This window comes from Hydrogenophaga palleronii, from assembly GCF_031457455.1.
Classification (GTDB): domain Bacteria; phylum Pseudomonadota; class Gammaproteobacteria; order Burkholderiales; family Burkholderiaceae_C; genus Hydrogenophaga; species Hydrogenophaga palleronii_A.
Genome location: NZ_JAVDWU010000002.1, coordinates 274,622 through 299,658 on the forward strand (window position 1 = coordinate 274,622; position 25,037 = coordinate 299,658).

The 25,037-nt window shown below is 59.9% G+C and carries 26 protein-coding genes and 1 other RNA gene; 18 read left to right on the forward strand and 9 right to left on the reverse strand.

Going from position 1 to position 25,037, the window contains the following annotated elements; translation table 11 throughout:
- Positions 1 to 5: 5 nt before the first annotated feature.
- Positions 6 to 1,097, reverse strand: coding sequence for a 3-phosphoserine/phosphohydroxythreonine transaminase (gene serC / locus J2W49_RS05860; protein ID WP_310312868.1), 1,092 nt, complete (start codon positions 1,095 to 1,097; stop codon positions 6 to 8).
- Positions 1,094 to 3,736, reverse strand: a complete 2,643-nt coding sequence (gene gyrA / locus J2W49_RS05865; RefSeq protein WP_310312871.1) for a DNA gyrase subunit A — start codon at positions 3,734 to 3,736, stop codon at positions 1,094 to 1,096. The genes serC and gyrA overlap by 4 nt, the downstream gene beginning before the upstream one ends.
- Before the next feature lie 262 nt (positions 3,737 to 3,998).
- Between gyrA and ompA the strand changes: the two genes are divergently transcribed.
- The 10 genes from ompA to J2W49_RS05915 all read left to right on the forward strand — a co-directional run bounded on the left by ompA (position 3,999) and on the right by J2W49_RS05915 (position 10,093).
- The gene (gene ompA, locus J2W49_RS05870) at positions 3,999 to 4,637 is read left to right on the forward strand and encodes an outer membrane protein OmpA (protein WP_310312875.1); all 639 of its coding nucleotides are present in this window, start codon (positions 3,999 to 4,001) and stop codon (positions 4,635 to 4,637) included.
- Between the two features lie 72 nt (positions 4,638 to 4,709).
- A complete protein-coding gene (gene ubiG / locus J2W49_RS05875; RefSeq protein WP_310312878.1) occupies positions 4,710 to 5,417 on the forward strand; it encodes a bifunctional 2-polyprenyl-6-hydroxyphenol methylase/3-demethylubiquinol 3-O-methyltransferase UbiG in 708 nt (235 codons plus the stop codon).
- On the forward strand, positions 5,414 to 6,091 hold the full coding sequence (locus tag J2W49_RS05880; protein ID WP_310312881.1) for an HAD-IA family hydrolase: 678 nt from the start codon (positions 5,414 to 5,416) through the stop codon (positions 6,089 to 6,091). Before ubiG ends, J2W49_RS05880 begins: the two co-directional genes overlap by 4 nt.
- 13 nt (positions 6,092 to 6,104) lie before the next feature.
- Positions 6,105 to 6,493: a transfer-messenger RNA gene (gene ssrA, locus J2W49_RS05885) on the forward strand.
- Between the two features lie 230 nt (positions 6,494 to 6,723).
- On the forward strand, positions 6,724 to 7,962 hold the full coding sequence (locus J2W49_RS05890) for a tyrosine-type recombinase/integrase (RefSeq protein WP_310312884.1): 1,239 nt from the start codon (positions 6,724 to 6,726) through the stop codon (positions 7,960 to 7,962).
- Between the two features lie 105 nt (positions 7,963 to 8,067).
- A complete protein-coding gene (locus J2W49_RS05895; protein ID WP_310312888.1) occupies positions 8,068 to 8,673 on the forward strand; it encodes a hypothetical protein in 606 nt (201 codons plus the stop codon).
- 154 nt (positions 8,674 to 8,827) lie between these two features.
- A complete protein-coding gene (locus J2W49_RS05900) occupies positions 8,828 to 9,073 on the forward strand; it encodes a helix-turn-helix transcriptional regulator (RefSeq protein ID WP_310312890.1) in 246 nt (81 codons plus the stop codon).
- A 12-nt stretch (positions 9,074 to 9,085) separates the two neighbouring features.
- The gene (locus J2W49_RS05905) at positions 9,086 to 9,379 is read left to right on the forward strand and encodes a helix-turn-helix domain-containing protein (RefSeq protein WP_310312893.1); all 294 of its coding nucleotides are present in this window, start codon (positions 9,086 to 9,088) and stop codon (positions 9,377 to 9,379) included.
- Positions 9,376 to 9,612, forward strand: a complete 237-nt coding sequence (locus tag J2W49_RS05910) for a hypothetical protein (protein WP_310312896.1) — start codon at positions 9,376 to 9,378, stop codon at positions 9,610 to 9,612. The genes J2W49_RS05905 and J2W49_RS05910 overlap by 4 nt, the downstream gene beginning before the upstream one ends.
- Positions 9,613 to 9,649: 37 nt before the next feature.
- A complete protein-coding gene (locus J2W49_RS05915) occupies positions 9,650 to 10,093 on the forward strand; it encodes a hypothetical protein (RefSeq protein WP_310312899.1) in 444 nt (147 codons plus the stop codon).
- A gap of 960 nt (positions 10,094 to 11,053) precedes the next feature.
- On the opposite strand, the gene J2W49_RS05920 is transcribed toward J2W49_RS05915, so the two are convergent.
- Positions 11,054 to 11,434 carry a hypothetical protein gene (locus J2W49_RS05920; RefSeq protein ID WP_310312902.1) on the reverse strand — a complete coding sequence of 127 codons (381 nt, stop codon included), beginning with the start codon at positions 11,432 to 11,434 and terminating at the stop codon, positions 11,054 to 11,056.
- Between the two features lie 216 nt (positions 11,435 to 11,650).
- Between J2W49_RS05920 and J2W49_RS05925 the strand changes: the two genes are divergently transcribed.
- Positions 11,651 to 12,139 (forward strand): SHOCT domain-containing protein, encoded by a 489-nt coding sequence (locus J2W49_RS05925; RefSeq protein WP_310312905.1) that lies wholly within the window; start codon positions 11,651 to 11,653, stop codon positions 12,137 to 12,139.
- A 190-nt stretch (positions 12,140 to 12,329) separates the two neighbouring features.
- Here the strand turns inward: J2W49_RS05925 and J2W49_RS05930 are convergent, their stop codons facing one another.
- A complete protein-coding gene (locus J2W49_RS05930; RefSeq protein WP_310312908.1) occupies positions 12,330 to 12,938 on the reverse strand; it encodes a DUF2062 domain-containing protein in 609 nt (202 codons plus the stop codon).
- Positions 12,939 to 13,035: 97 nt separating this feature from the next.
- Between J2W49_RS05930 and J2W49_RS05935 the strand changes: the two genes are divergently transcribed.
- Complete coding sequence (locus J2W49_RS05935; protein ID WP_310313774.1) at positions 13,036 to 13,770, forward strand: 16S rRNA pseudouridine(516) synthase; 735 nt, start codon at positions 13,036 to 13,038, stop codon at positions 13,768 to 13,770.
- A 39-nt stretch (positions 13,771 to 13,809) separates the two neighbouring features.
- On the opposite strand, the gene J2W49_RS05940 is transcribed toward J2W49_RS05935, so the two are convergent.
- Together J2W49_RS05940 and J2W49_RS05945 are read right to left on the reverse strand one after the other, a co-directional pair.
- Positions 13,810 to 14,541, reverse strand: coding sequence for a hypothetical protein (locus J2W49_RS05940; RefSeq protein WP_310312911.1), 732 nt, complete (start codon positions 14,539 to 14,541; stop codon positions 13,810 to 13,812).
- A 228-nt stretch (positions 14,542 to 14,769) separates the two neighbouring features.
- A complete protein-coding gene (locus J2W49_RS05945) occupies positions 14,770 to 15,594 on the reverse strand; it encodes an alpha/beta fold hydrolase (RefSeq protein ID WP_310312912.1) in 825 nt (274 codons plus the stop codon).
- A gap of 109 nt (positions 15,595 to 15,703) precedes the next feature.
- Between J2W49_RS05945 and J2W49_RS05950 the strand changes: the two genes are divergently transcribed.
- From J2W49_RS05950 to ntrC, 6 genes are all read left to right on the forward strand, one after another.
- Positions 15,704 to 16,627: an EI24 domain-containing protein gene (locus J2W49_RS05950; RefSeq protein WP_310312915.1), complete on the forward strand. Its 924-nt coding sequence runs from the start codon at positions 15,704 to 15,706 to the stop codon at positions 16,625 to 16,627.
- On the forward strand, positions 16,624 to 17,457 hold the full coding sequence (locus tag J2W49_RS05955; protein ID WP_310312918.1) for a competence/damage-inducible protein A: 834 nt from the start codon (positions 16,624 to 16,626) through the stop codon (positions 17,455 to 17,457). Before J2W49_RS05950 ends, J2W49_RS05955 begins: the two co-directional genes overlap by 4 nt.
- A gap of 258 nt (positions 17,458 to 17,715) precedes the next feature.
- The gene (gene glnA / locus J2W49_RS05960) at positions 17,716 to 19,131 is read left to right on the forward strand and encodes a type I glutamate--ammonia ligase (protein ID WP_310312921.1); all 1,416 of its coding nucleotides are present in this window, start codon (positions 17,716 to 17,718) and stop codon (positions 19,129 to 19,131) included.
- A gap of 283 nt (positions 19,132 to 19,414) precedes the next feature.
- Complete coding sequence (locus tag J2W49_RS05965; RefSeq protein ID WP_310313776.1) at positions 19,415 to 19,918, forward strand: hypothetical protein; 504 nt, start codon at positions 19,415 to 19,417, stop codon at positions 19,916 to 19,918.
- Positions 19,919 to 20,037: 119 nt separating this feature from the next.
- Complete coding sequence (glnL, locus tag J2W49_RS05970) at positions 20,038 to 21,063, forward strand: nitrogen regulation protein NR(II) (RefSeq protein WP_310313779.1); 1,026 nt, start codon at positions 20,038 to 20,040, stop codon at positions 21,061 to 21,063.
- Between the two features lie 44 nt (positions 21,064 to 21,107).
- Positions 21,108 to 22,661: a nitrogen regulation protein NR(I) gene (ntrC, locus tag J2W49_RS05975; RefSeq protein ID WP_310312923.1), complete on the forward strand. Its 1,554-nt coding sequence runs from the start codon at positions 21,108 to 21,110 to the stop codon at positions 22,659 to 22,661.
- Between the two features lie 177 nt (positions 22,662 to 22,838).
- Here the strand turns inward: ntrC and xth are convergent, their stop codons facing one another.
- Genes xth through J2W49_RS05990 form a run of 3 tightly spaced genes read right to left on the reverse strand, consistent with a single transcriptional unit; the run spans position 22,839 to position 25,027 of the window.
- On the reverse strand, positions 22,839 to 23,615 hold the full coding sequence (xth, locus tag J2W49_RS05980) for an exodeoxyribonuclease III (RefSeq protein ID WP_310312926.1): 777 nt from the start codon (positions 23,613 to 23,615) through the stop codon (positions 22,839 to 22,841).
- Between the two features lie 4 nt (positions 23,616 to 23,619).
- Positions 23,620 to 24,123 carry a dihydrofolate reductase gene (locus J2W49_RS05985; RefSeq protein ID WP_310312929.1) on the reverse strand — a complete coding sequence of 168 codons (504 nt, stop codon included), beginning with the start codon at positions 24,121 to 24,123 and terminating at the stop codon, positions 23,620 to 23,622.
- A gap of 4 nt (positions 24,124 to 24,127) precedes the next feature.
- Positions 24,128 to 25,027, reverse strand: a complete 900-nt coding sequence (locus J2W49_RS05990; protein ID WP_310312932.1) for a DMT family transporter — start codon at positions 25,025 to 25,027, stop codon at positions 24,128 to 24,130.
- Between the last annotated feature and the right edge of the window lie 10 nt (positions 25,028 to 25,037).

Below are 25,037 nucleotides of genomic sequence, written 5' to 3' on the forward strand. Positions count from 1 at the left end.
GCTGCTCAAGCCTGGGAGTGTTCGAAGTCGCGCATGTAATCAACCAGCGCTTGCACACCTTCCATCGGCATGGCGTTGTAGATGCTGGCCCGCATGCCTCCCACGGATTTGTGACCCTTGAGCTGGAGCAAGCCACGTGCTTTCGCTCCCGTCAGAAAGGCATCGTTGCGCGTCTCGTCGCGCAAGAAGAAGGGTACGTTCATGCGCGAGCGGCAGTCTTTGGCTACCTTGTTGACATAGAAGTCGGAGCCATCAATGAAGCCGTACAGCAGAGCGGCTTTGGCCACATTGCGCCGTTCCATCTCGGCCACACCGCCTTGCCTTTTGAGCCACTGGAAAGTAAGCCCCGCCACGTAGATGGCGTAGGTGGGCGGCGTGTTGTACATGGACTGATGAGTGGCCACGGTGGCGTAATCGAACGCAGAGGGGCAGACGCTCATCGACCTGCCAAGCAAGTCTTCGCGCACGACCACCAGGGTCAGTCCTGCGGGCCCGAGGTTCTTCTGCGCTCCACCAAATGCCAGGCCGACGCGCGACCAATCGACCGGGCGAGAAGCCACGTGTGACGAGAAATCAACCACCAGGGGCGCGTCGCTGCCGAGGGATTTCAGATCCGGCAGTTCGTGAAACTCGACGCCGTTGATGGTTTCATTGCCGCAGATGTGCACGTATTGTGCGTCTGAGTTCAACTGCCAGTGCCCGGGGTCAGGCAGGCAAGTGTGGTTGTCAGAGGTGTTGCTGGCCGCTTCATGGACCCGGCAGTACTTCTGTGCTTCGGCGGCTGATTTTTTGCTCCAGCTGCCGGTGACAACAAAGTCGGCGGCCGCGCCTCGTGAAAGGTTCAAGGGCACGATGGCGTTTTCAGCCAACCCGCCACCCTGCATGAACAGCACCTTGAAGTGCTCTGGAATGGCCAGCAGCTCTCGCAGATCGGCCTCCGCCTGATCGCGGATGGACATGAATTCCTTGCCGCGATGGCTCATCTCCATCACGCTCATGCCGCTGCCGTGCCAGTCAAGCATTTCTGAAGCGGCCTCTTGCAGAACCTCCGCAGGCATGGCCGCTGGACCCGCCGAAAAATTGAACGGACGCATCATGTGCCGCCGTTGCCTGCTTCTTCCGCGCCGTTCGCTTCGGGCGCGTCGGTCACATTGGCATCGTTTTCCACGATGCGTTGTAACCCAGAGAGTTCAGAGCCGTCGTCGAGCGCAATCAGCGTGACGCCCTGTGTGGCGCGCCCCATCTCCCGGATCTCGGAAACGCGGGTGCGCACCAGTACGCCTGTGTCGGTGATCAGCATGATCTCGTCATCGTTGTGCACCAGCGTGGCGGCAACGACCTTGCCATTGCGTTCGCTCTGCTGGATGGCGATCATGCCCTTGGTGCCACGCCCGTGTCGCGTGTATTCGGCAATGGATGTGCGTTTGCCATAGCCATTGATGGTGGCGGTCAGCACGCTCTGTTCTTCGTCTTCGGCCACAAGCATCGCAATCACACTCTGGCCTTCTTCGATCATCATGCCGCGCACGCCGCGTGCGTTGCGTCCCATGGGGCGCACGTCGTTTTCGTCGAAGCGGACGGCCTTTCCGCCGTCGCTGAACAGCATGACGTCGTGCTCGCCGTCGGTGAGCGCCGCACCCACCAGGAAATCCCCCTGGTCGAGATCCACAGCGATGATGCCCGCCTTGCGCGGATTGGAGAACTCGTCCAGCGCGGTCTTCTTGACGGTGCCCATGCTGGTCGCCATGAACACATAGCGATTGGAGGGGAAGGTGCGCATCTCGCCCGTCAGGGGCAGCACCACGTTGATCTTCTCACCCTCTTGCAGCGGAAACATGTTCACGATGGGGCGGCCGCGAGATCCTCGCGACCCAGCGGGCACTTCCCACACCTTCAGCCAGTACAGGCGGCCTCTGTTCGAGAAGCACAGGATGTAGTCGTGGGTGTTGGCAATGAAGAGTTGATCGATCCAGTCGTCTTCCTTGGTCGCCGTGGCCTGCTTGCCTCGGCCGCCACGCTTTTGTGCCCGGTATTCGGCCAGCGGCTGACTCTTGATGTAGCCGCTGTGGCTCAATGTCACCACCATGTCGGTGGGGGTGATCAGGTCTTCGGTGCTCAGATCTTGTGCGCTGTGCTCGATTTCACTGCGTCGCGCGCCCAGCTTGGTTTGTCCGAATTCCAGTTTTACCTCGGTGAGTTCATCGCCAATGATGGTCGAGACCCGTTCAGGTTTGGAAAGGATGTCCAGCAAGTCGTCGATCTCACTCATGACCTGCTTGTATTCGGCAACGATCTTGTCCTGCTCCAGCCCGGTCAGGCGTTGCAGGCGCATTTGCAGAATCTCCTGCGCCTGCGTCTCGGAGAGCCGATAGAGGCCATCCGAGCCCATGCCGAACTCGCGCTCAAGCGACTCCGGACGGTAATCGTCTGCGTTGACCACGCCGCCGTCGGCGCGTGAGCGGGTCAACATCTCCCGTACCAGTTGGCTGTCCCATGGCCGTGCCATGAGTTCCGCTTTGGCCACCGGCGGCGTTGGAGCACCGCGGATGATGGCGATGAAGTCGTCGATGTTGGCCAGCGCCACCGCCAGACCTTCGAGCACATGACCCCGCTCGCGCGCCTTGCGAAGGTTGAACACCGTGCGTCGGGTAACCACCTCCCGCCGGTGTTCGAGGAACACCTGGACCAGCTCTCGCAGGTTGCACAGCCTGGGCTGCCCATCGACGAGCGCCACCATGTTGATGCCGAAGGTGTCTTGCAGCTGGGTCTGTTTGTAAAGGTTGTTGAGCACGACCTCTGGCACTTCGCCTCGTTTGAGCTCGATCACCAACCGCATGCCGGATTTATCCGACTCATCCTGAATGTGGCTGATGCCCTCGATTTTCTTTTCGTGGACCAACTCGGCGATACGTTCCTGCAGCGTCTTCTTGTTGACCTGATAGGGCAGCTCGTCCACGATGATGGACTGGCGTTGGCCTTTGTCGATATCCTCGAAATGGCATTTGGCCCGCATCACCACGCGGCCGCGGCCGGTGCGATAACCATCCTTTACGCCATTGACGCCATAGATGATCCCGCCGGTGGGGAAATCCGGAGCGGGAATGATTTCCATCAATTCGTCAATGGTCGCGTCTGGACTGCGCAGCAGGTGAAGGCATGCGTCCACCACTTCATTGAGGTTGTGCGGTGGAATATTGGTGGCCATGCCCACAGCAATTCCGCCGGAGCCATTTACAAGCAAATTGGGAAGCCGTGCAGGCAGCACCAGAGGTTCTTTTTCCGAGCCGTCGTAGTTGGGCCCGAAGTTGACGGTTTCCTTGTCGATGTCTGCCAGCATCTCGTGGGCAATTTTCGACATGCGAATTTCCGTGTACCGCATCGCAGCCGCGTTGTCGCCGTCGACCGAGCCGAAGTTGCCCTGTCCATCCACTAGCATGTGCCGCAAAGAAAAATCCTGCGCCATGCGAACGATCGTGTCGTAGACCGCGCTGTCGCCGTGAGGGTGGTATTTACCGATCACGTCACCCACGATGCGGGCAGATTTTTTGTAGGGGCGATTCCAGTCGTTGTTGAGCTCATGCATGGCGAACAGCACGCGCCGATGCACAGGCTTGAGACCGTCCCGGGCATCAGGGAGAGCCCGTCCCACGATGACGCTCATGGCGTAATCCAGATAGCTTCTCCTCATCTCCTCTTCAAGGCTGATGGGCAGGGTCTCTTTGGCAAACTGTGTCATGAGTGGCGTCGGTTGTACGGGATGAGGCCAGAAGGCAACCTGACATTTTAGAGTGCTCAGGCAATCGGTCGCAGGCTGCGCCGGTGTTGCGGTTCAACAACGAATGCGTTCGCACAGCCAAAAGTGGTTACAACAGGTCCCTCATGCGTCGCATTAGCCCCATCAGGCTTGTGGCACAATGAATTCAACGCTTTGGGTGGTGGTCACTTCGAGCGTCAATTTCTGTAACGCAGCAAGTCTGCGGATCACCAAGAGGAATACCATGAAAAAACTGAATAAAGTGGCAATGCTGTTTGCAACCGCCGCCATGGCAACGGCCGCGGGTGCCCAAACCGTGGACAACTGGCGTGCTGCCGATGGCACTGTCTGGAAAAACGGCACCAACGAACTCTGCTGGCGCAATGCCGGTTGGACGCCAGCCACCGCAGCCGCCGGCTGTGACGGTGCTATCGTGCCTGTTGCCGCACCCGCGCCCGCACCAGCTGCTGCACCAGCTCCCGCGCCTGCACCAGCGCCTGCACCCGCACCCGCACCAGCGCCTGCTGCTGCCAAGGTTACTTACGCAGCTGATGCCTTCTTTGATTTCGACAAGGCTGTCCTGAAGCCTGAAGGCAAAGCCAAGCTGGACGATCTCGCCAGCAAGGTGGGTGGCATCAATTTGGAAGTCGTGATTGCAGTGGGTCACACCGACTCCACCGGCCCTGCTGGCTACAACCAGAAGCTGTCGGTTCGCCGCGCCGAAGCCGTCAAGGCTTATCTGGTGAGCAAGGGCATCGAAAGCAACCGCATTTACACCGAAGGTAAGGGCCTGACTCAGCCAGTGGCTGACAACAGCACCCGCGAAGGCCGTGCGAAGAACCGTCGTGTTGAAGTGGAAGTTGTGGGCACCCGCGCCAACTGATCACCGGGCAACCGACCAACAAAAAAACCGCGCTTCGGCGCGGTTTTTTTGTGTCCTGACGATAATCGACCCATGAATCCAAACATCAACGCCGACCCTGCCGAACTGGCCAAATTTTCTGATCTCGCGCACCGTTGGTGGGATACCGAAAGCGAATTTCGCCCATTGCACCAGATCAACCCGTTGCGCCTGGCCTGGATTGAGGGGCTTGCGGACATCGGAGAAAAGCAGGTTCTTGATGTGGGTTGTGGCGGCGGCATTCTTGCTGATTCCATGGCTCGCAAAGGGGCCAAGGTCACCGGGATCGATTTGTCCTCCAAAGCCTTGGGCGTTGCGCAACTGCACGCGCTTGAAGCAGCGACGCCCAATGTGAGCTACGAAGAGATCAGTGCCGAGGATCTCGCGCGGGATCGCCCTGGTTCGTTTGATGTGGTGACATGCATGGAAATGCTGGAACACGTGCCTGATCCGTCGTCGGTGGTCAGGGCGTGTCATGCGCTGGTCAAGCCGGGCGGATGGGTCTTCTTCTCCACCATCAATCGAAGCCCCAAATCGTTCCTTTTTGCTATCGTGGGCGCGGAGTATGTATTGGGCATGCTGCCCAAGGGGACGCACGAGTATGCCAAGCTGATACGACCGCACGAGTTGGCCAGGTATTGCCGCGAAGCCGGTCTTGAACTCGAGCACACACGCGGTTTGGAGTACAACCCGTTGACAAGGCGCTACTGGCTCAGTGCCGACACCAGCGTCAACTACATGGTGGCCACCCGCAGGCCATGATTTTCAAACCTGTTGAAGGCATCAAGGCGATCCTGTTTGATCTTGATGGAACTCTCATCGACAGTGCGCCCGATCTTGGCGCTGCGGCCGATCTGATGCGAACTCGCAGAGGCTTGCCATCGCTACCGATAGATCGCTATCGGCCGCATGCAGGTTCTGGAGCGCGAGGCATGCTGCGCGTGGCGCTCGAGTCGGCCCCGGGTGACCCGGACTATGAAGACCTGAAGGCTGAATTTTTGACGCTGTATGAGTCATGCATGCTTGAACGCACACGTCCCTTTGCCGAGGCCGCGGAGTTGGTAGAGGCTTTGACCGAGAGGGGCCTGCGCTGGGGCGTGGTGACCAACAAAGCAGAACGTTTCGCCCAGCCCATCACGGCCGCCATGGCCATGTTCGCGAGCGCGGGTGCGATTGTCGGCGGGGACACCACGCCTTTCTCCAAACCACACCCAGAACCACTGCTTGAAGCCGCACGGCGCTTGGCATTGCGCCCCGGTCAGTGCATGTATATGGGTGATGACGAGCGAGACATTGTTGCAGGCAGGGCGGCAGGCATGCACACCGTCGCTGCCAGGTACGGCTACGTGGGGGATGTGTCGACGGTTTCCGCCTGGGGAGCGCACGCGGAAGTGAACCATCCACTTGAGCTCTTGAAATTAATCGCTTTGCCTTAAACTACTCACTTCAGGGGCTGCACTGGTTTCGACGTGGGTTCGGACACGCAGCAGGGCATGTCGAGGTTCTGTCACCTCGTAAATCCGCAGAAAAAAACTAACTGCAAACGACGAACGTTTCGCACTCGCTGCTTAATTGCCAGTGAGCTTTGCAACAGCAGGCCTATGGGCTGGGCAAGGGTCCTTACGGCGCAAGCCGGCGGGGTCCAGGCTGCAAAGATAATTCAATAGGCTGGTTGTGCGTCGGGTAACTTGGCGCGCAATGAGATCCAAGGTTGCTGGCGTCTTGTATAGCGTGCCACTGCGCGATGCGGGAAGCGAGAATCAAATCAGATGGCTACACATGTAGAACTGCTCGGATAAGGCTTGCGGACGGGGGTTCAAATCCCCCCAGCTCCACCATAACCTGTGACAAAGGCCGCTAGGAACATACACCTAGCGGCCTTTTTCTTTGGAAAATCAAAGACCTAGCGTGCAGCGACATACAAAGACCGCTATTGACAGTCAGTTTCAGTGTGGGGAACAATGCGGGGAACAAAGCCTGTTACCCCACACTTTGTGGGGAACATCAGCGTATTGTGGGGTCAAGCCTCATGGTCGCGGTGGGGAACAGACTTCAACCACGCTACCTCATGCTGACCGACATCGACTGCAAAAACGCTATCTGCCCACCAGAAAAAAAGCGGGTGCGCCTAACCGATTCCGGGGGGCTTTACCTGGAGGTGAGTCCGAACCGTTCACGCCGCTGGTTCTGGAAGTTTCGCAAGGGTGCCAGCGATTCCCGCGTGGCCTTGGGCAGCTATCCCACGGTGACTTTGAAAGCGGCACGCATGGCCCGCGATGCTGCGAAGAGCCAAAGGGCGGATGGCGTCGACTTGGGGCAGGCCCGCAAGTTGAAAAAACTCAAGTCGACCAACCCGGCGGGCGACACATTCAAGGCGGTGGCCTTGGAGTGGTTCGACAAACAGGCGGGCCAATGGAGTGAGGCCCATGCGCAGAGATCAAAACGCCAGCTTGAGCGGGATCTGTTCCCCTGGATCGGTGAGCGGCGCTTGATCGACATAGAACCCGTTGAACTGTTGGCAACACTTCGCAAGGTGGAGGAGCGTGGAGCAGTCGAAACAGCAGACCGGGGCCTGATGTTGGCGCGGCAGATTTGGAGGTATGGGGTGGCGACGGGCCGGGTAGGGCGCGACATTACCGGCGACCTGAAGGGGGCTCTCATGCCTTACCGTGGCACTCACTTTGCTGCGACCACGGAACCGGCCAAGCTGGGGGAGTTGATCCGGGCTATTCGGGCTTACAAGGGCGGGCCAATAGTTCGGGCTGCGCTGCAACTGGCTCCCATGCTATTTCAGAGGCCCGGTGAGCTACGCGGTGCAACGTGGGCAGAGATCGACCTGGACGCGGCCCTCTGGACGATTCCGGCGGCGCGCATGAAGCGCAGCAAAGACGGGAAAGAAAACGGCGATCCGCACTTGGTGCCCTTGCCACGTCAGGCGGTGGAAATTTTGCGGGGTTTGCGTGGCTACACAGGCCACGGCATGAACGTGTTTCCCGGTGAGCGCAGCCACGATCGGCCCATATCTGAAAACTCGGTAAGAACAGCCTTGATCACGCTTGGCTACACCCCGGACGTGCAAACCTGGCACGGCTTCCGGGCAACGGCGCGCACGATGCTGGCGGAGCGACTTGAGTGTGACCCGCTTGTGATCGAGGCCCAACTGGCGCACTCGGTTAAGGACGCGAACGGACGGGCCTACAACCGCACGCAGTACATCAAACAGCGGGCGGACATGATGCAGCGATGGGCGGACTACATGGACCTCCTTGCCGCTGGTGCCGATGTCATTCTTATGAAACGAGCTTGAAGGTTTGACGCCATGCCTAGCCCCGGCCATGCCCGGGAGTGAAACGCGGGACTCTCCGACCCGTTGGTCCTGGTTTCTAGTCGGTGCAGCTAATCGAGGCCCATTTTGAACCTAGAAGTAGAGAAATCAGATGAACCGCTGTTGGGGCGTGTTATAGCGGCTGTAGAAAAACACTTGTGGGAAATCGGAGGATGGGGGCTATATATTGCAGGAACTGCAATAGTTCTGTTCTCCTTCTACAAACGATTTTATGGGGTTGTGGATCCAACTAAATTCAACGCTGAAGTGCTCGGAAACCTAGCAATCTTCGGAATGATGCAGTTCGGGATTCTTCTAATGGGTGTGGCTGCCTTATTTGGAATCATCTACCGAGTGCATCGAAAGCAGGAATGGATTTACAAAACCACACTTTGGACTTTCGATCGAGTGAGAGAATATGGGTTGCATCTTGCCCAAAAAGACCCGGTCAACGAAAGAACGGTGAGCACTCAGCATTGGCCCTGGGGAGGTCATCACACCGCGCAACTGGCGCATCTTGAGGCTGCAGCTCATAGATTCTGGACACTCTATGACCCAAGTGACACCTCGACCGCACCAACAAATGAAATGGTGGCGGATTGGTTGATGCAAGAGCGCGGCGTTGCAAAAGACAAGGCAAGGGCTATAGCTTCGATATTGCGAGCAGATGGTCTTCCCGCTGGCCGCCGTTAGCCTGTGGGGAAAGATGTCAATGGTTCCGAACCATTGACTTGTTATTCCCATCGATTGGTCCGACATATTTCGGAATAATCTAGTCTATTCATCGTAGCCCTCGATCAGTAAATTGCCCATGTCGAAATCCACCGACATACAGTAAAGGGCAAATATGGCGATCTTGAGACTCCCAGCCGTCAAGGCTGAGACGGGGCACCGTTCACATGCGAGCATCTACAACGCGATTCGGGTGGGGCTGTTCACTAAGCCGGTGCCTATTGGGGAGCGTGCGGTAGGCTGGCCTGATAGCGAAGTGCAGGCGATCAATGCCGCACGTATCGCCGGGAAATCAGAGGCTGAGATTCGGGAGTTGGTGAGTCGTTTGCACGCGAAGCGCGCAGACCTAGCCACGGTGTGAGGGGGAAAAGCCATGACAAAAGAAAAGGCCACCTCCCCCGAAAAGAAAGCAGCCCTGGAAATGATCCGAACCGAGTTTAAGGGCAATGCTAGCAGTTCGCAACGCGCGCGGTTGTTGGAGGCGCTGTCGCGCTATTCCGTGACCACGTTTGAAGCCATGCGCTACCTGGATGTGTATCACTGCCCCGCACGAATTCTGCAATTGCGCAAACAGGGCTACAAAATCGCAACCCATTGGCAGACCGTGGAAACCGAATCGGGTGACAAACACCGGGTCGGGTTGTACGTTCTTGAGGGCCAGCCATGAACCAGACAAACGATCTTGAAACACCAACGGCCGAACGGGAGGGCAAGGCCTTTGCTACGCTGGCGGCGCAGTTTGCTTTGCTGGGGTACGTGTTGATCAAGGGAGACCCGGCGATAGACGGGCAGGCGCTGTATTACGCAATGCGACTTGGCACGGTGCAACCGTTGGCGACCCTGGAGGCTGCAACGATGTTCCTTGCGGGGGTGCTGGGGACGGGTGATGGCGGGGGGTAACGCGCGGTACAAGGGAACCAAGTACGCCGAGCCATTCGTGGGCATCGTGCGCAGCGTGTTCGAATCTCCGGCCTTTGTCGGACTTAGCCCTCATGCCTGTAAGCTGCTACTTGAGTTGGCCGGGCAATACCGGGGGGACAACAACGGCAATCTGACGGTGGCATGGTCGGTGGTGAGCAAACGCGGCTGGCGATCCAGAACAACGCTCTGGCGCTGTAAGTCAGAGCTGATCAAAGCTGGCTTTGTGTACGTGACCCGCAAAGGTCACATGCCGTCCACCTGTGAACTGCTCGCCTTGACCTGGTTTCCGCTGGACGTATCGCCAAAATTCGACCCCGAAGCATTGCACTGTTTCAAAGCCAAGGCCTATCGAATTGACACACCTTTGCCCATGCCCAATGCAAAGCCCAAGCGAGACTGGACATTACCCAATGGGGGACGGCAGCCAGATGAAAAAACGCAAAGCTTTGTCCACGGCTGAAACCATGAGAGGCGCTGCAAGTCCACCGCTGAAACCATCAAGGGGCGCACATGTCTTTGTACGATTCGCAGATGGACTTGCAGACGCCATTTCCGCCGGTTTCGATGTTTCAGAGATGGACAGCTTTATAGAGAAGCCATTCTCTGTTCTGTCTCTCTCGGTCTGCTTCTGCTCTGCTGACGGGGCCAAACACCTAGCGGCCTCGCGCGCGCGCGCGTACCGGTCTCCGAAAAAGGCACTTAGACAATTGATTTCGTATTCAGTGGAGGCGGCGACATGAGCAGGGGCGGTTCCCGTTGGGGAGCTGGCAGGCCAGCCACGCGCGCCAAAGCTGAGAACATGCAGCGCATTGATGTAAGGGAGTGGGCGCGGCGCGGCTATTTGAAAAGGGCAGCCACGTTTACCTGGTCCTGGCGGTGTGGCACTGAACCGGCGGGATCTATCGGGGTATCGGTTAGTTCGCCCAACCATTTGACGCTGCGTTACACCGTGACCGAAAACGGCGAACGGCGCGACGTTGCGCAAAGGGTCGAACTGCCGATGACTGCATGCCCTTATGGTGGCGCGAGACAATGGTTCGCCTGCCCTCGCTGTGGGCGGCGCGTGGCGCTGTTGTATCTTCGGTGGGGGCGGTTTGCCTGCCGAACCTGTCAGCGCATTGCATATGCCTCTCAGTCAGAAGATGAGATGGACCGGCTGTGGCGCAAGCAATCGCGGTTGTCAGCTCTTTTGGGTGATCACTGGCGCCGACCTAAGGGTATGCGGCAGCGTACCTATAAACACATCTTGGCGGGTGTAATGGACTGCGAACAGCTTCGGGAGGAGGCACTGAGTAGCTTGATGGCTCGCCTTCTATTGGCCTAGTTCAATCGTTGGTGCTCAAGGTATCTCCCAAAGAAAAAACCCGCCGAAGCGGGTTTATGCAAAACGCTAGCCACGGACGCGGCCGGAAAATTCACATCATCTGTAATTGCTTGCGCCGTTAGGTGTTGTCAGAGTCAGCACGTCAGTCGACTTGCTGTAGTTCCCGGTTGTGTTTAACGCGGTACATTGATTGTTCGTCCTTGCGTCATACGGTGAAACGATGCAACCAGTAATGGCAAAGGAGCCCGAGGTTTGCGAGCCAATGACCGTCAACGTGCACAGACAACGAACTGCGCTGGGGGGAAACAGTGCAACGGTGAGGCTTTGACCTAGCTGCAGCGCTTGCATATCAAGGGTGGCGCCGGTATCTGTGTTGGTCCACAAACTGTTCAAAGGCTTATCAACTGGACCATCACTGCCGCCGCCACAGGCTGCAAGCAAAATTGCTGCAGTCGCTGCCACTAGTAATTTCTTCACTGTCGTGTCTCCTGATGTGGGTGTAGTCAGGCACCCCTTTCCTGCCGTGGTCTGGGAAGCGGCTAAGAAATATTAAGCAGATCAAAGCCGAATTCGTAACACGATGTACGAGTATAGCCAGCTACACTTGTCTGGCGGTCTTTGTCGCAAGTCGCTAGCAGTTTTCGTGACCTAGCTCACTAACTGAGTTGGCAAATTGCCAAGTGAAGGGCTTTCGTGTTTCGCTCTTGGTTTTCTGTTTTTGCCGCTGCGGCGCTGTTTGGCTGCGCTGTGTCCCCCGTAATCTCGCCTGGTTCCAGTGAGTCCGGCTTTGCAGATGCGGTCTTTAAGGGAGAGGAGCTGGAGGTTGCCTCTCTCACTCCGGGCATGGAGCAATTCCGCATCTTTGAGCAAGGCGCAACAGGGTTCGTGCCCTTGTCTGGTGTCGTGGAAGATGTGGAGCACAACGCGGCGAAGTTTTGCGAGCACAAGGGCTCCGTCGTTCGCGCGGTGAAGTGGCGCAGATCAGTACCGCCTCATATCCTCGGAAACTTTCCCCGCGCTGAGCTTGTTTTTGAGTGCCATCCGGTGAAGGCAGCAGACCGAGCAGAGACGGCACCACAACAAGATCGCCTCACCCAGCTCGAAAGGCTCAAGAAACTGTTGGACAGTGGCGCGTTGACGCAGCAGGAATACGACTCTGAAAAAGCAAAAATTCTCAACTGAGCAAGGCTAGGTCGCCAGTCTGTGGGGAACAAAGGGGGGAACAAATGAAATTGAACCTTAGCAAAAGTTAGCGTTCATGCGGGTTCTGGACGTTCATTCAGTAGACCCCAGCACCAGGGCCCGGATTGTCTCCGGGCCCTTTTTATTTGCCACGACAGCCACCCACCGCGGCGCTACCAGCGTGCAGGCGTCAGGGTTTGCGTTCTGCAGGCTGTGGTTGAGACGGCAGGCGAGCTGCGCGGTCGCGAAGTCGCTTGTTTCTGTTCCATCGTGTCCTCAGTACCCACAAGCCACTGGCCAGGAAATACACGGCGATTCCGCTCGCACTTGCCACGATGGCCAAACCCACGACCAAAGGCTTGCCAACCGTGCGGAGGTGCTCGGCCCAGTAGGCCGCACGGTCGGACAATCCGGTGATCTCTGGCGGTTCGACTTGGGCATCTTCGAGCACCCTCATGGCCTCTTCTTCAGAAACTGGTGGCTCACCCAGCACCGCTTTGCCGAGTCGGTAGGCGCCGTAGTAAACAGGGCCAAAGGTCACGGGATTGGTGACCAGCGTACTGGCCACCGCCATCGGGAGGTTGGCCCGCAGAATCACGGCCAGGGTGGCAGAAAAAGGTATCTGGGCAACAGGAATGAGCAGGCCGAAAAAGATGCCCAGGGCCAAGCCAAGGGAGATGCCCTTGCGGCTGAAGTGCCACAGTCTCGGGTGCCGTAGCGCAGGACCCATCCACCTCAGCCAGCGGTTCTGAAGCAGTGTCTCCGGCTTGGGTAGCCATGACTTGAGTCTTTTTTTCATTTGGAATCAGATGCGGATGGCAGGGCGCCAATCAACCTCTTATTTTCGCCGAACCAGATGACACATCCGCCTGAGCAGCGACAATTCCATCACGATGATGCAGTTGCAAGACATATTGTTTTCACAAGGTTTCGGCACGCGACGGATCTGCTGTGGACTGGTTCAGCAGGGGTTTGTTGCGGTGGGAGAGGCGAAGGAGGCGTGTACCGATCCACTGGCACTTCTTCCGACCGAAGACCTTGTATTTTGGGTTCAGGGCGTTCGGTGGGTTTACCAGGAACGGGCCTATCTGATGCTCCACAAGCCTTCGGGTTTTGAGTGCTCGCAGAAGCCGGGCACCTACCCCAGCGTGTACACCCTGTTGCCAGGACCTTTGCGCCAGCGTGGGGGGAGCGCTGCGGCGGGCGTGCAGGCCGTCGGCAGGCTTGACCAAGACACCACTGGGTTGTTGCTGTTGTCGGATGATGGCAAGTTCATCCACCGGATGACGTCGCCCCGGCATCACGTGCCCAAGGTGTATGAGGCGCAGGTCAAGCACCCGCTCGACGATCGCATGACCACTCGCCTGCTGGAGGGGGTGGTGCTGGATGACGATCCCAAGCCGGTACGCGCCCAGGCCTGCACAGCCGTCAGTGAGCACCTTCTCCGAATGACGCTGACCGAGGGCAAATACCATCAGGTCAAGCGGATGATCGCGGCGGTGGGCAACCGGGTGGAGGCATTGCACCGGTCGGCCATCGGCCCCTTGGCACTTTCGGATTCGTTGCCGGAGGGACAGTGGCGCTGGCTGACGCGCAATGAAATCGAGACGCTGACGCAGAAGGTCAGGTGAGACCGCGGGGGCTCGTGGCTGGGGCGGCGCCCTGAGAGATCAGAGCAGGTCACCCTTGCGGCTGTCCAGTGGCATGAGAAAAGAGTTTTCGTCTTGCCACTGCGAATGAAAGTCGCTGCGGATGCCGCCGGTGGTGCTGTTGGACCAGTTGGACACCGGGCTGAAGTCGCTGTTCCGGCTGCTTCGCTGGCGCGTCAGAGCCGTGCGCAGGTTCGCCTGCGCTGCGATGATGGCCCGCTCTTCCTGCTCGCGCTCACGCATGGCCTGGATGGTGGGTGATTCCCCCAGAAATTCAGCACGGATCTCAACCACCGAAGGCAGGTTGTTGGACCGGACCACCCAGTACGGCAGGCCGCACTGGGTCAGAAGGGAGTGCTTGAGCATGCGGGTGCTCCGGGGAAGACCTGCGGAGCCCGGCACGTCCAGGCACCCCACCACCCTGCCATCTGGCTGGCAAATGGTGAAGGTGCAGTAGACACTGCCCAGCAACCGGTACCAGTGCATGCCCTGTTCCCGGTCCCTTGGCAGGGTGAACCGGGTGACGGGCAGTTTCACCATCACATGATGGTCATAGAACGTACGGGACAGCCAATGCCAGACCCTGGCTTCTTCGCTGTTGGTCAATGCGCGCGTGCTGAGCGGCCAATGCTTGGGAATGCGGCGCTGGTTCCGGGCCGTGCGCGCCACCCAGGTGCGATGCAGCCACGCTCCCAGCGCCATCAGGAGCGGAGCGAGGGCTGCGAGCAGCCAAGGGTTGTGCCATTCAATCATCTGATCGTGCGGAGGGCGAGTTGTATCAAAGTGTAGACAGATAGGTCGTTGGTGGACGGTATTTGGGTTTTATTGCCACACCTTAGTGTGCATTCTTTGGCGATTTTTGCCTAAATGCATTCATCGGAGTGCCCTGTGGCTCGTGGGCGACGTCAGATTTCAGGGGCTCAACCTGACGCCTCCTGCCCAGACTGGATCTTCGGATGGGCGGCCCCGTCGGGCATCAGCTCAGGGCAGTCCCGTGAGAAACGAAACCACCGAGGCCGTGAGGGTATCTGGCTGGTCTTTGTGAGGGGAGTGGCCGCAGTCTTTGATCACAACCTGGCGGGCATGTGACGCAGCCTCCTGCACCCACTGCAATTGCTGAAGGGTGCCGTATTCGTCGCTATCGCCTTGAACCAGCAGCAAGGGCGCGGTGATGGTGTGGCAGGTGGTCCTGATGTCGAATTGCCTGAACGCCTGGCTGAGCCAGACATCGTTCCATTGCCAGAACGCGTTGTCGACGTCGGCATGGTGCTTCGCCAGGCGCTGGCGGAGTCCCGGCTTGTCGGGTATCGGCTCTTCAAAAAGCTCCTTTGCGCGTGCAATGGCTGTGATGGCCATGTCTTCCACCATGACGTGCGGAGCGATGGCAACACAGGCTGTCACGGGCTGGCGACTCGCATGGAGGAGGGCGATGGTGGCGCCGTCGGAGTGCCCAACGAGCACAGGCTTGTGCAACTCCAGCTTCTGGAGCAGGGCGGGAAGCACGTGCCATGCCTCCAGATGCATGTAGTCCGGCTCGTGGCGGCCGGTGTGCCAGAAGCCGTCCCATCCCGGTTCGCCGCGAACATCGGGCACGGGATCAGACTGGCCGTAGCCGCGCCTTGAATACACCCAACCCGGACGACCCGTGCTTGCGCACAGTTCCGAGGGCCAATCCCGACCACGTTGGGTCCACATGGACACACTTCCGAGGCCTTCGTGGAGAAAGACGAGGGGCGCACGCTCTCTCGGGCCTGGGATCGCTGTCACTTCCAGGCAGACGCCAGAAATCTCGATTCGGTTCATCATGGGTGCATCCTAGCGTGCAGCACGGCGTGGCGTGGTCCACTTCCCAGGGCCCGCTTGGGAGCCTGGGCGGCGCATTCGCGCGCGAAGTATTGGTTGTATTCTTCGCAGCATGCGTTTGCTTTTTGATTCGTTCTGGCGTGCTGTCGCTTACTGCGCGCACCCGCGCGTCATCGCGCTTTCTGTGCTTCCATTGCTCCTGATGGTGCTGTTCTCTTTTGTCCTGGGCTATTTTTTTTGGGAGAACGCGGTTGCCATGGTCACGGCCTGGCTGGACGGGCTTGTGTGGGTGCAGACCTTTCTGGGATGGATGGACGGCATCGGCATGGGGCCTCTGCGCGCAGTTTTTGCCCCTTTGCTGGTGTTGATCCTGGCCACCCCGGTGATCGTGCTGATGTGCCTGTTGTTGGTGGCGATGTTCATGACACCTGCCATGGTGGAGCTGGTGGGGCGGCGCAGGTTCACTCGCCTGGAGCGCAAGCATGGCGGATCCCTGTTGGTGAGCGTTTTCTGGTCACTCGGATCGACCTTGTTGGCCGTGATGGCGCTGGTTCTTTCGATGCCGCTCTGGCTCATTCCTCCGCTGGTGTTGATACTCCCGCCCCTGATCTGGGGTTGGTTGACCTACCGGGTTTTTTCGTTCGATGCCCTGGCTGCGCATGCCAGCCGCGAGGAACGCAAGGTCATTCTCAAAGAGCATCGCACGAGCCTTTTTCTGATGGGCGTGCTCACCGGGTATCTGGGTGCTGCCCCCAGCTTGTTGTGGGCTTCGGGCGCGATGTTCATTGCGATGGCGCCAGTGCTTGTGCCGATGGCGATCTGGATCTACACCTTGGTTTTTGCGTTCGCCTCTCTCTGGTTTGCCCACTACCTGCTCAGCGTCCTGGAGCGCCTGCGGGCCACGCCGCCCATCGCGGTGCTTGACCCGGAACCCCGGTACGCCTTGAGCGGACGGCCGGTGCCGCCAGAAGATGCCGTCACCGCATATGAGCCGTACACCTTGCCAGCCCCAGGTCAACAAGGGACCCATTCATGAGCGAACCCACCTCACCATCACCCGCCTTTGGCCTGATCATCATCGGCGATGAAATCCTGTCTGGCAAACGCAGCGACAAGCACCTGCCCAAGGTCATTGAGCTGCTGGCGGCCAGAGGGCAGGGGTTGGCGTGGTCGCGCTGCGTGGGCGACGACCCGCTGCGGATCACGGCGGTGCTGCGCGATGCATTGGGCAGCGGCGATGCTGTTTTCTGCTGCGGAGGCATTGGTGCGACGCCGGATGATCACACCCGACAGTGCGCCGCCGCGGCGCTGGGTACGCCGTTAGCGCTGCACCCCGTTGCCAGAGATCTGATCTTCGAGCGCATGCGGGAGGTGGCAGCAGAGCAGGGCAAGGCATTTGATGCGGAGCATCCAGACAATGTGCATCGCCTGAACATGGGGGTGTTTCCTGTGGGCTGCGACATCATTCCCAACCCCTACAACCGCATCCCTGGGTTCAGCTGTTCGGGCACCTCTGGCAGTCGCGTGCACTTTTTGCCTGGTTTTCCGGTGATGGCCTGGCCCATGATCGAGTGGGTGCTGGACAACGAGTACCAGCACATCCAGCGACCGGGCGAGAGGCAGGAGCGTTCGGTCATCGTCTTCGGTGCCATGGAGGCTGCATTGACACCCTTGATGGAACAGATCGAACGCCAGCATGCGGTCAAGGTGTTCAGCTTGCCCAGCGTGGACCACCCGGAATACGGTCGCCATATCGAGCTGGGTGTGAAAGGCGAAACAGCCGCCGTGGGCGCTGCTTTTGCCGATTTGCTCGCCGGGCTTCATCTCCACCGTGCATCATTGGGCCCCGAAATGGTGCGATCATAGATGCACAAAAACAGTGCATCTGGACGCGAATGAATATAAAAAGTGCCAATGCGGTGCATTTCCGGTCGGCTTGCGTGCACCTGCGCGATCCAGATGGTGCGAGATGCGGGTTTGAACCGTTTTGATGCATGGCTGCGCCATAATTCCGGCGAAGCTTGTCGAGGCCGTCTGAGGGCGTCGGTCACCATTTGGCACAGATACTGCTTATAAGCATCGACTTTTCCTTTCCACTCACCCACCCAGCTACAGGAGTATTTGATGGCCAAGACCGTCGCAGACGTGATGCAAATGGTGAAAGACAACGAAGTCAAGTTCGTTGACTTGCGTTTCACCGACACCCGGGGCAAGGAACAGCACGTGACCGTGCCTGTGTCCCACTTCGACGAAGACAAGTTCACCTCGGGCCACGCTTTTGATGGTTCTTCCGTGGCAGGCTGGAAGGGGATTGAAGCATCGGACATGCAACTCATGCCCGACCCCAATACCGCCAACATCGATCCCTTCTTTGAAGAGACCACCCTGTTCATCCAATGCGATGTGATCGAGCCGGGCGATGGCAAGGCCTACGACCGCGATCCCCGTTCCATCGCCAAGCGTGCCGAGGCGTACCTCAAGGCCTCCGGCTTGGGCGATACCGCCTTCTTCGGACCAGAGCCGGAATTCTTCATTTTCGACGGCGTGCGCTGGAGTAACGAGCCCGGCCGCGTGATGTACGAAATCGAAGAGTACGAAGCCCCGTGGAACAGCGGCGCCAAGCTCGAAGGCGGGAACCGCGGCCACCGTCCCACCGTGAAGGGTGGCTATTTCCCCGTGCCGCCGGTGGACAGCATGCAAGACATGCGCGCTGAAATGTCCTTGATCCTTGAGTCGCTGGGCATTCCGGTCGAGGTGTTCCATCACGAAGTGGCGGGCGCTGGCCAAAACGAAATCGGTACCAAGTTCAGCACGCTGGTTGAGCGCGCCGACTGGACCCAGGTGCTCAAGTATGTGGTGTGGAACGTGGCCAATGCCTACGGCAAGACCGCGACCTTCATGCCCAAGCCCTACGCAGGCGACAACGGCTCCGGCATGCACGTTCACCAGTCGATCTGGAAAGATGGCAAGAACCTGTTCGCTGGCGACGGCTACGCGGGCCTGAGCGACTTCGCGCTGTACTACATCGGCGGCATCATCAAGCACGCCCGCGCCCTGAATGCCATCACCAACCCGGGCACGAACTCGTACAAGCGCCTGGTGCCTGGCTTCGAGGCTCCGGTGAAGCTGGCCTATTCGGCTCGCAACCGTTCAGCGTCCATCCGCATCCCTTATGTGGCCAACCCCAAGGGCCGTCGCATCGAGGCGCGCTTCCCAGATCCATCGGCCAACCCTTACCTTGCTTTCTCGGCACTGATGATGGCGGGTCTGGATGGCGTGGAAAACAAGATCCATCCCGGCGAGGCTGCTTCCAAAGACCTGTACCACCTGCCACCCGAGGAAGACAAGCTGGTGCCGACCGTGTGCCACAGCCTGGACCAGGCGCTGGAGTACCTGGACAAGGACCGCGAGTTCCTGACCAAGGGTGGCGTGTTCACCGACTCCATGCTCGACGCCTACATCGAGCTGAAGTCGGCCGAGGTGACGCGTTTCCGCATGGCGCCACACCCGGTCGAATTCGACATGTATTACAGCCTGTGATGCCTGCGCCTGGTGCAAACCAGGCCGCAGCAGGAGGTTCACTTCACATACAGACAATGGATCAAAAAAGGGACGCCACCAAGCGTCCCTTTTTCGTTCAGTCTGACGATTCGTCGCGCCACAGACGCGATCCGTCGCGCCGAAGCAGCGATCCGGGCACTTTTGGGGGGCTTTTGGTTCATACTGCCATTGGTTTGACAGGCGAGCAGGTGCCGCCGCGCAACCTGTGTCCACGGAGTAAACAGTGCATTTGAACTCGACACCCACATCAACGATTCGCTGGATGGCCGTCTTCATGGCGGGGCTTGGCCTGACCCAGGTTCAAGCGCAGGACCGCGTCTACCGTTGCCCCGGCACGCCTGTCGAATACATCAACAACGCCGAACAGGCGCGAAGCAGAGGCTGCGCGCTCATGCAGGGCGGCAACATCACGGTCATCGAAGGGATCAAACCTCAGGCAGCCAACCCTGCGGCGGCCCGTCGATCACCCGCAGCCGCCGAACGTGTGGATTCGGCGGCACAGCGTGCACGCGACAGCGACGCGCGCGCCATTCTGGAGACAGAACTCAGGCGTGCCGAAGAACGGCTGGCGGAGGCCCGGAAAGCCTACGCCGGTGGCGAGCCCGAGAAGCAGGGTATCGAGGGTCGCAATCACCAGCGTTACCTTGACCGGGTGGCCGAACTCAAGGAGGCCGTGGGGCGTGCAGAGAGCGATGTGGCGGGCATTCGCCGGGAACTGGGGCGCCTGCCCGCGGCGAACGGCTCGACACCTCCGTCGAACCAATGAACGGACGGAAGACGCCTTCGAAGTTCCCCCCCGATCTGTTGGCACGGCCTGGATCTGTTGCCAAACGCAAACTCACCGAACTGCTGATACCCGCAGCACAGCGCTTTCAGTCGCTTGACATGCTGGCGACGCTGGTGGCGGTGGTGTCTTCCAATGGCGACGTGCTGTATGCCAATGCGGCGCTGGAGGATGCGCTGGGCATGTCACGGCGCAGCATCACAGGGACCCCGCTACAGGCGTGTTTTAACGATCCCGCATTGCTTGAAAGCGCGCTGTCTGGCGCGCGAGGCAATGAATTTGCCGCTCTTCGTTACGACGCGTTCCTCAAGCGCACCAATCACGAGCCTCTGCCTGTGCATGTGGTGGTGGCGCAGACCGAGACACCAGGCGAGGTCATCGTCGAATTGCTGCCGCTGGAGCAGCAGACGCGCCAGGAGCGAGAGGAGCGTTTGCTCGATCAGGCGCAAGCCAACAAGGAGTTGATCCGCAACCTCGCGCACGAAATCAAGAACCCGCTCGGGGGCATTCGCGGTGCAGCGCAATTGCTTCAGATGGACTTGGAGTCCAAGGAGTTGATCGAGTACACCCAGGTCATCATCCACGAGGCTGATCGCCTGCAGTCGCTGGTTGATCGCCTGCTGGCGCCACACCGGCGGCCGCACGTGGTGGGCGATGTGAACATCCATGAGGTCTGCGAGCGTGTTCGTTCGTTGATCCTGGCCGAGTTTCCAAAGGGGCTGAGGGTGCTGCGCGACTACGACGCGTCGATTCCCGAGTTTCGCGGCGATCGCGAGCAACTCATCCAGGCGGTGCTCAACATTGCTCACAACGCGGCGCATGCCTTGTCTGCAAGCATTGCTTCAGGCGAAGGAGAGATCACTTTCAAAACGCGTGTGGGTCGGCAGGTGACCTTTGGCAAGCAGCGCTACAAGCTGGCACTGGAATTGCATGTGATCGATAACGGACCCGGCGTACCGGACTCGATCAAGGACCGCATTTTTTTCCCATTGGTTTCTGGGCGTGATGGCGGATCTGGTCTTGGACTCACATTGGCACAGACCTTTGTCCAGCAGCACCATGGCTTGATCGAGTGTGAAAGTGTGCCGGGGAAGACGGACTTCAAGATCCTGATTCCGTTGCCTTGAAATTTGAATCACACTGCCTCGCCGCACGAAGGGATGACCCACAAATGAAGCCGATCTGGATAGTGGACGACGACCAATCGATCCGCTTCGTGCTTGAAAAGGCGCTGTTGCGCGAAAACCTGCCGACCCGCAGCTTCACCAACCCCCAGGAAGTGCTGAGCGCCCTGGCAGACACGCCTGAAGCTGAGGGACCTCAGATTCTGGTCAGTGACATCCGCATGCCCGGCGGGTCCGGGCTGGAGCTGCTGGAGAAGGTCAAGGAGATGCTCCCCGGCCTGCCGGTGATCATCATGACCGCGTTTTCTGATCTCGACAGCGCGGTGTCGGCTTTTCAAGGCGGCGCCTTCGAGTACCTGCCCAAACCTTTCGATCTTCCCAAGGCAGTGGAACTCATCCACCGCGCGGTGGAAGAAAGTCAGCGCGAAGAGGTGGCCGAAGAGCGCATGGCGGCCGCGCCGGAAATGCTGGGTCAGGCACCGGCCATGCAGGACGTGTTCCGCGCCATCGGTCGCCTGAGCCAGAGCCAGGTGACGGTGCTGATCACCGGCGAATCCGGATCCGGCAAGGAATTGGTGGCGCGTGCGCTGCACAAGCATTCGCCCCGCGCTGGCGGTCCTTTTGTGGCCATCAACACCGCAGCCATCCCGAAAGACCTGCTGGAGTCTGAACTCTTCGGTCATGAGCGCGGCGCCTTCACCGGCGCGCAAACCATGCGCCGAGGCCGCTTCGAGCAGGCCGACGGCGGCACGCTGTTTCTTGATGAAATTGGCGACATGCCGTTCGACCTGCAGACGCGTCTTCTGCGGGTGTTGTCTGATGGGCACTTCTACCGTGTGGGCGGCCACAGCGCCGTGCGGGCCAATGTGCGTGTGATCGCTGCCACCCACCAGAACCTGGAGCAGCGCGTCAAGGAAGGCGTGTTCCGCGAAGATCTCTTTCACCGTCTCAATGTGATCCGCTTGCGCCTGCCTGCGCTCCGTGAGCGACGCGAAGACGTGCCCATGCTGACGCGCTTCTTCCTTCAGCAAAGCGCAAAACAGCTGGGTGTCGAGCCCAAGCGCATTTCGGAATCGGCGCTCAAGCTGCTGGGCACATTCGACTTTCCGGGCAACGTGCGCCAGCTCGAAAACGTGTGCCACTGGCTGACCGTGATGGCGCCAGCGCAGATGATTGAGCTCAAGGACCTGCCTCCGGAGGTGTTGCTGGCGGCCGGGGCTGACGGTGTGGCCGCTGCGAGAGCGCCTGTGGAGGCTGTGTCGCGCTCGACCGAGGTGCCCGACGTGAGCGAGTGGGCTGCGACCGAGAAGGGGTTGCGCGAGGCGCCGGAAGACGACGCGCCCATTGGCGGTGCCGTGCTCGCGGCCCCTTCTGTGGCGGATCAACCGAATTCCTGGGAAGCCGGGTTGCAGGCGGAGGCCCTGACCCTGCTGGAGGACGGCCGCACCGACGTGTGGGACGTGCTCACGCGGCGATTTGAAACGAGACTGATCCAGACCGCGTTGCTCAACACGCGTGGGCGGCGCATCGAGGCCGCCCAGAAACTGGGCATTGGCCGCAATACGATCACGCGCAAGATCCAGGAATTGCACCTGGAATAGTGGAGCCCCCACGCTCCGCCGCTGCGCGGGTCGCTGCCCCCCCGAGGGGGCTGATCCGGCTTGGGGCGGCCCGGCGCCGGATCGGATGGAGCCCCCGCGCTCCGCCGCTTTGCGAGTCGCTGCCCCCCGAGGGGGCTGACCTTGCTGGGGGCGGCCCGGCGCCGGATCGGTCCGCGATCAGCTCAGTGTCACCACCACCGGCGCATGGTCGCTGGGTTGTGGGTTCTTGCGGGGTGCGCGGTCAATGGTGCAGGCGGTCACTTTGTCGCGCAGCGCATCGCTCACGAGGATATGGTCGATACGCAGGCCGCGGTTTTTCTGAAAGCCCAGCATGCGGTAGTCCCACCACGAATAGCTCTTTTCGGGTTGTTCGAACAGGCGGTAGGCGTCGGTGAGGCCAAGCTGGAGCAACGCCTGAAAGTGGGACCGCTCTTCGACCGTGTGGTGGATGGTGTCCTTCAAACCCACCGGATCGAAGGAGTCGCGGTCTTCCGGAGCCACGTTGAAATCGCCCATCAGGACCAGCCGGGGATGGGCTTTCAGCTCTTCACCGATCCACCGGAGCAAGGCATCCAGCCAGCCCAGTTTGTAGGTGAACTTTTCGCTGCCGGGCACCTGCCCGTTGACGAAGTAGCAGTTCACCAGGCGGAGTGGACCGTCGGGAGTGTCCAACGTGGCGGCGATCACGCGTGACTGTTCGTCGCCGTGCCCGGGAATGTTTCGCGCCACGTCGCGCAGCGGCGAGCGGCTCAGGATCGCCACGCCGTTGTAGGTTTTCTGACCAAAGCACTCCGCGTGATAGCCCGCTTCCCGCAGCGCGGCGAAGGGAAACTTCTCGTCCACCAGTTTGAGCTCTTGCAGACCCAGCGCATCGACAGGGTTGGCCACCAGCCAGTCCAGCACCTGGGGCAGGCGCACGCTGAGGGAGTTGATGTTCCATGTGGCAAGTTGCATGGTTTCAGCGCTCCTGAGTGTAGGTGACGAAGGCGTAGGGCAGACCATTGGATCCGGTGTGGCTCTCGCGTGCGACTTCGTGCCAGGCGGGACCGAACGCGGGCGCGTAGGCGTCGCCCTCGAATTCTCGCGCAATCTCCGTGACCACGGCCGTTTGGGCCAGAGGCAGGGCGGCTGCATAGATCTGGGCGCCGCCGATCACCCAGGCGTCTGCGTCTGGCGGGCACAGCGCCAATGCATCTGCGAGCGAGGCCGCGCGCAATGCACCATCGGCCTGCCAGCTCGCGTTGCGCGAGACGACGATGTTGAGCCGACCCGGCAGGGGGCGGAACCTGGGTGGCAGCGAATCCCAGGTCTTTCGCCCCATGATCACCGGGCAGCCCAGGGTGGTGCGCTTGAAGTGCGCCATGTCTTCCGGCAAGTGCCAGGGCAGGGCATTGTCCTTGCCGATCACGCCATTGGCGGCGCGCGCGAAGATCAGGTGCAGGCGGGTGGTTTCCGTGGACATGGGGTTATTGTGCAGTGATGGGCGTGTTTGCCCGACGGGCAGGCCATAGGACGCTGGCGATAGCGATCATCACGAAGCCCATGGCGATCCAGTCCTGCCAGTGCGGCACCTCGCCCACCAGCGCCGTGGCGCTGAGCGTGCCCACCAACGGAATGGCCATGACGCTCATGGCGCTGGTGGCTGGCGGCAAGTCTCGCGCCATGCCGAACCAGATCAGCTGAGCAGCACCGTAGTTAATGAACACACCGTAGGCCAGGCTGATCCACATGGCCGATGTGAACGATGCCGGGGCCGGCACGGGTTCCAGCGCAATGGCCAGTATCCAGACGGCCAGACTGCCAAGCAGCAGCATCCAGACCGTGACCACCAGGGCCGACAGGGTCAGGTGGGCGCGACGGAACATCAAGGTGCCGATAGCCCAGGAAATCGCCGCAGCGAGCATCCAGGCCACGCCGGCCGGGCGCCCGGTCATGCGCTGCAGTTCGTGCCAGAGCAGCAGGCCCACCGCGATCCCGGCCGCCACCACCGCCACCCGCACGCGGGGTGTGATGCGTTCACCAAAGAACATGGCGCCGATCAACACCGTGAAGATCGGCATGGTGAAGCCCAGGATGGCGGCCCTTCCGGAGGCCAGTTCCTGAACGCCGAAGATCGAGAGCGTGTGCCAGCCCAGTATGTTGGGCACGCCCAGCACCGTGATGGCAAGCAGTTCCTTGCCTGTGGGGCGTAAGCGCTCGCCGCGGGTGGCCATGTAGGCCAACAGGCACACGGCACCCAGGCACATGGTGATCGCCCGGAAATACAGTGGGGTGAGTTGCTGCAGCGACAGCTTCATCATGGGCCAGTTGACACCCCACATGAGGGTGAGGGCCAGCAATCCCCAGAGCTGGCGGCGCGAAATCATGCGGTCGAAG

Bases quoted from the DNA above. Each gene is read 5' to 3' on its own strand.
- serC (WP_310312868.1), bottom strand. From the start codon at position 1,097: ATGATGCGTCCGTTCAATTTTTCGGCGGGTCCAGCGGCCATGCCTGCG.
- gyrA (WP_310312871.1), bottom strand. From the start codon at position 3,736: ATGACACAGTTTGCCAAAGAGACCCTGCCCATCAGCCTTGAAGAGGAG.
- ompA (WP_310312875.1), top strand. From the start codon at position 3,999: ATGAAAAAACTGAATAAAGTGGCAATGCTGTTTGCAACCGCCGCCATG.
- ubiG (WP_310312878.1), top strand. From the start codon at position 4,710: ATGAATCCAAACATCAACGCCGACCCTGCCGAACTGGCCAAATTTTCT.
- J2W49_RS05880 (WP_310312881.1), top strand. From the start codon at position 5,414: ATGATTTTCAAACCTGTTGAAGGCATCAAGGCGATCCTGTTTGATCTT.
- J2W49_RS05890 (WP_310312884.1), top strand. From the start codon at position 6,724: ATGCTGACCGACATCGACTGCAAAAACGCTATCTGCCCACCAGAAAAA.
- J2W49_RS05900 (WP_310312890.1), top strand. From the start codon at position 8,828: ATGGCGATCTTGAGACTCCCAGCCGTCAAGGCTGAGACGGGGCACCGT.
- J2W49_RS05905 (WP_310312893.1), top strand. From the start codon at position 9,086: ATGACAAAAGAAAAGGCCACCTCCCCCGAAAAGAAAGCAGCCCTGGAA.
- J2W49_RS05910 (WP_310312896.1), top strand. From the start codon at position 9,376: ATGAACCAGACAAACGATCTTGAAACACCAACGGCCGAACGGGAGGGC.
- J2W49_RS05930 (WP_310312908.1), bottom strand. From the start codon at position 12,938: ATGAAAAAAAGACTCAAGTCATGGCTACCCAAGCCGGAGACACTGCTT.
- J2W49_RS05935 (WP_310313774.1), top strand. From the start codon at position 13,036: ATGCAGTTGCAAGACATATTGTTTTCACAAGGTTTCGGCACGCGACGG.
- J2W49_RS05940 (WP_310312911.1), bottom strand. From the start codon at position 14,541: ATGATTGAATGGCACAACCCTTGGCTGCTCGCAGCCCTCGCTCCGCTC.
- J2W49_RS05945 (WP_310312912.1), bottom strand. From the start codon at position 15,594: ATGATGAACCGAATCGAGATTTCTGGCGTCTGCCTGGAAGTGACAGCG.
- J2W49_RS05950 (WP_310312915.1), top strand. From the start codon at position 15,704: ATGCGTTTGCTTTTTGATTCGTTCTGGCGTGCTGTCGCTTACTGCGCG.
- J2W49_RS05955 (WP_310312918.1), top strand. From the start codon at position 16,624: ATGAGCGAACCCACCTCACCATCACCCGCCTTTGGCCTGATCATCATC.
- glnA (WP_310312921.1), top strand. From the start codon at position 17,716: ATGGCCAAGACCGTCGCAGACGTGATGCAAATGGTGAAAGACAACGAA.
- J2W49_RS05965 (WP_310313776.1), top strand. From the start codon at position 19,415: ATGGCCGTCTTCATGGCGGGGCTTGGCCTGACCCAGGTTCAAGCGCAG.
- glnL (WP_310313779.1), top strand. From the start codon at position 20,038: ATGCTGGCGACGCTGGTGGCGGTGGTGTCTTCCAATGGCGACGTGCTG.
- ntrC (WP_310312923.1), top strand. From the start codon at position 21,108: ATGAAGCCGATCTGGATAGTGGACGACGACCAATCGATCCGCTTCGTG.
- xth (WP_310312926.1), bottom strand. From the start codon at position 23,615: ATGCAACTTGCCACATGGAACATCAACTCCCTCAGCGTGCGCCTGCCC.
- J2W49_RS05985 (WP_310312929.1), bottom strand. From the start codon at position 24,123: ATGTCCACGGAAACCACCCGCCTGCACCTGATCTTCGCGCGCGCCGCC.
- J2W49_RS05990 (WP_310312932.1), bottom strand. From the start codon at position 25,027: ATGATTTCGCGCCGCCAGCTCTGGGGATTGCTGGCCCTCACCCTCATG.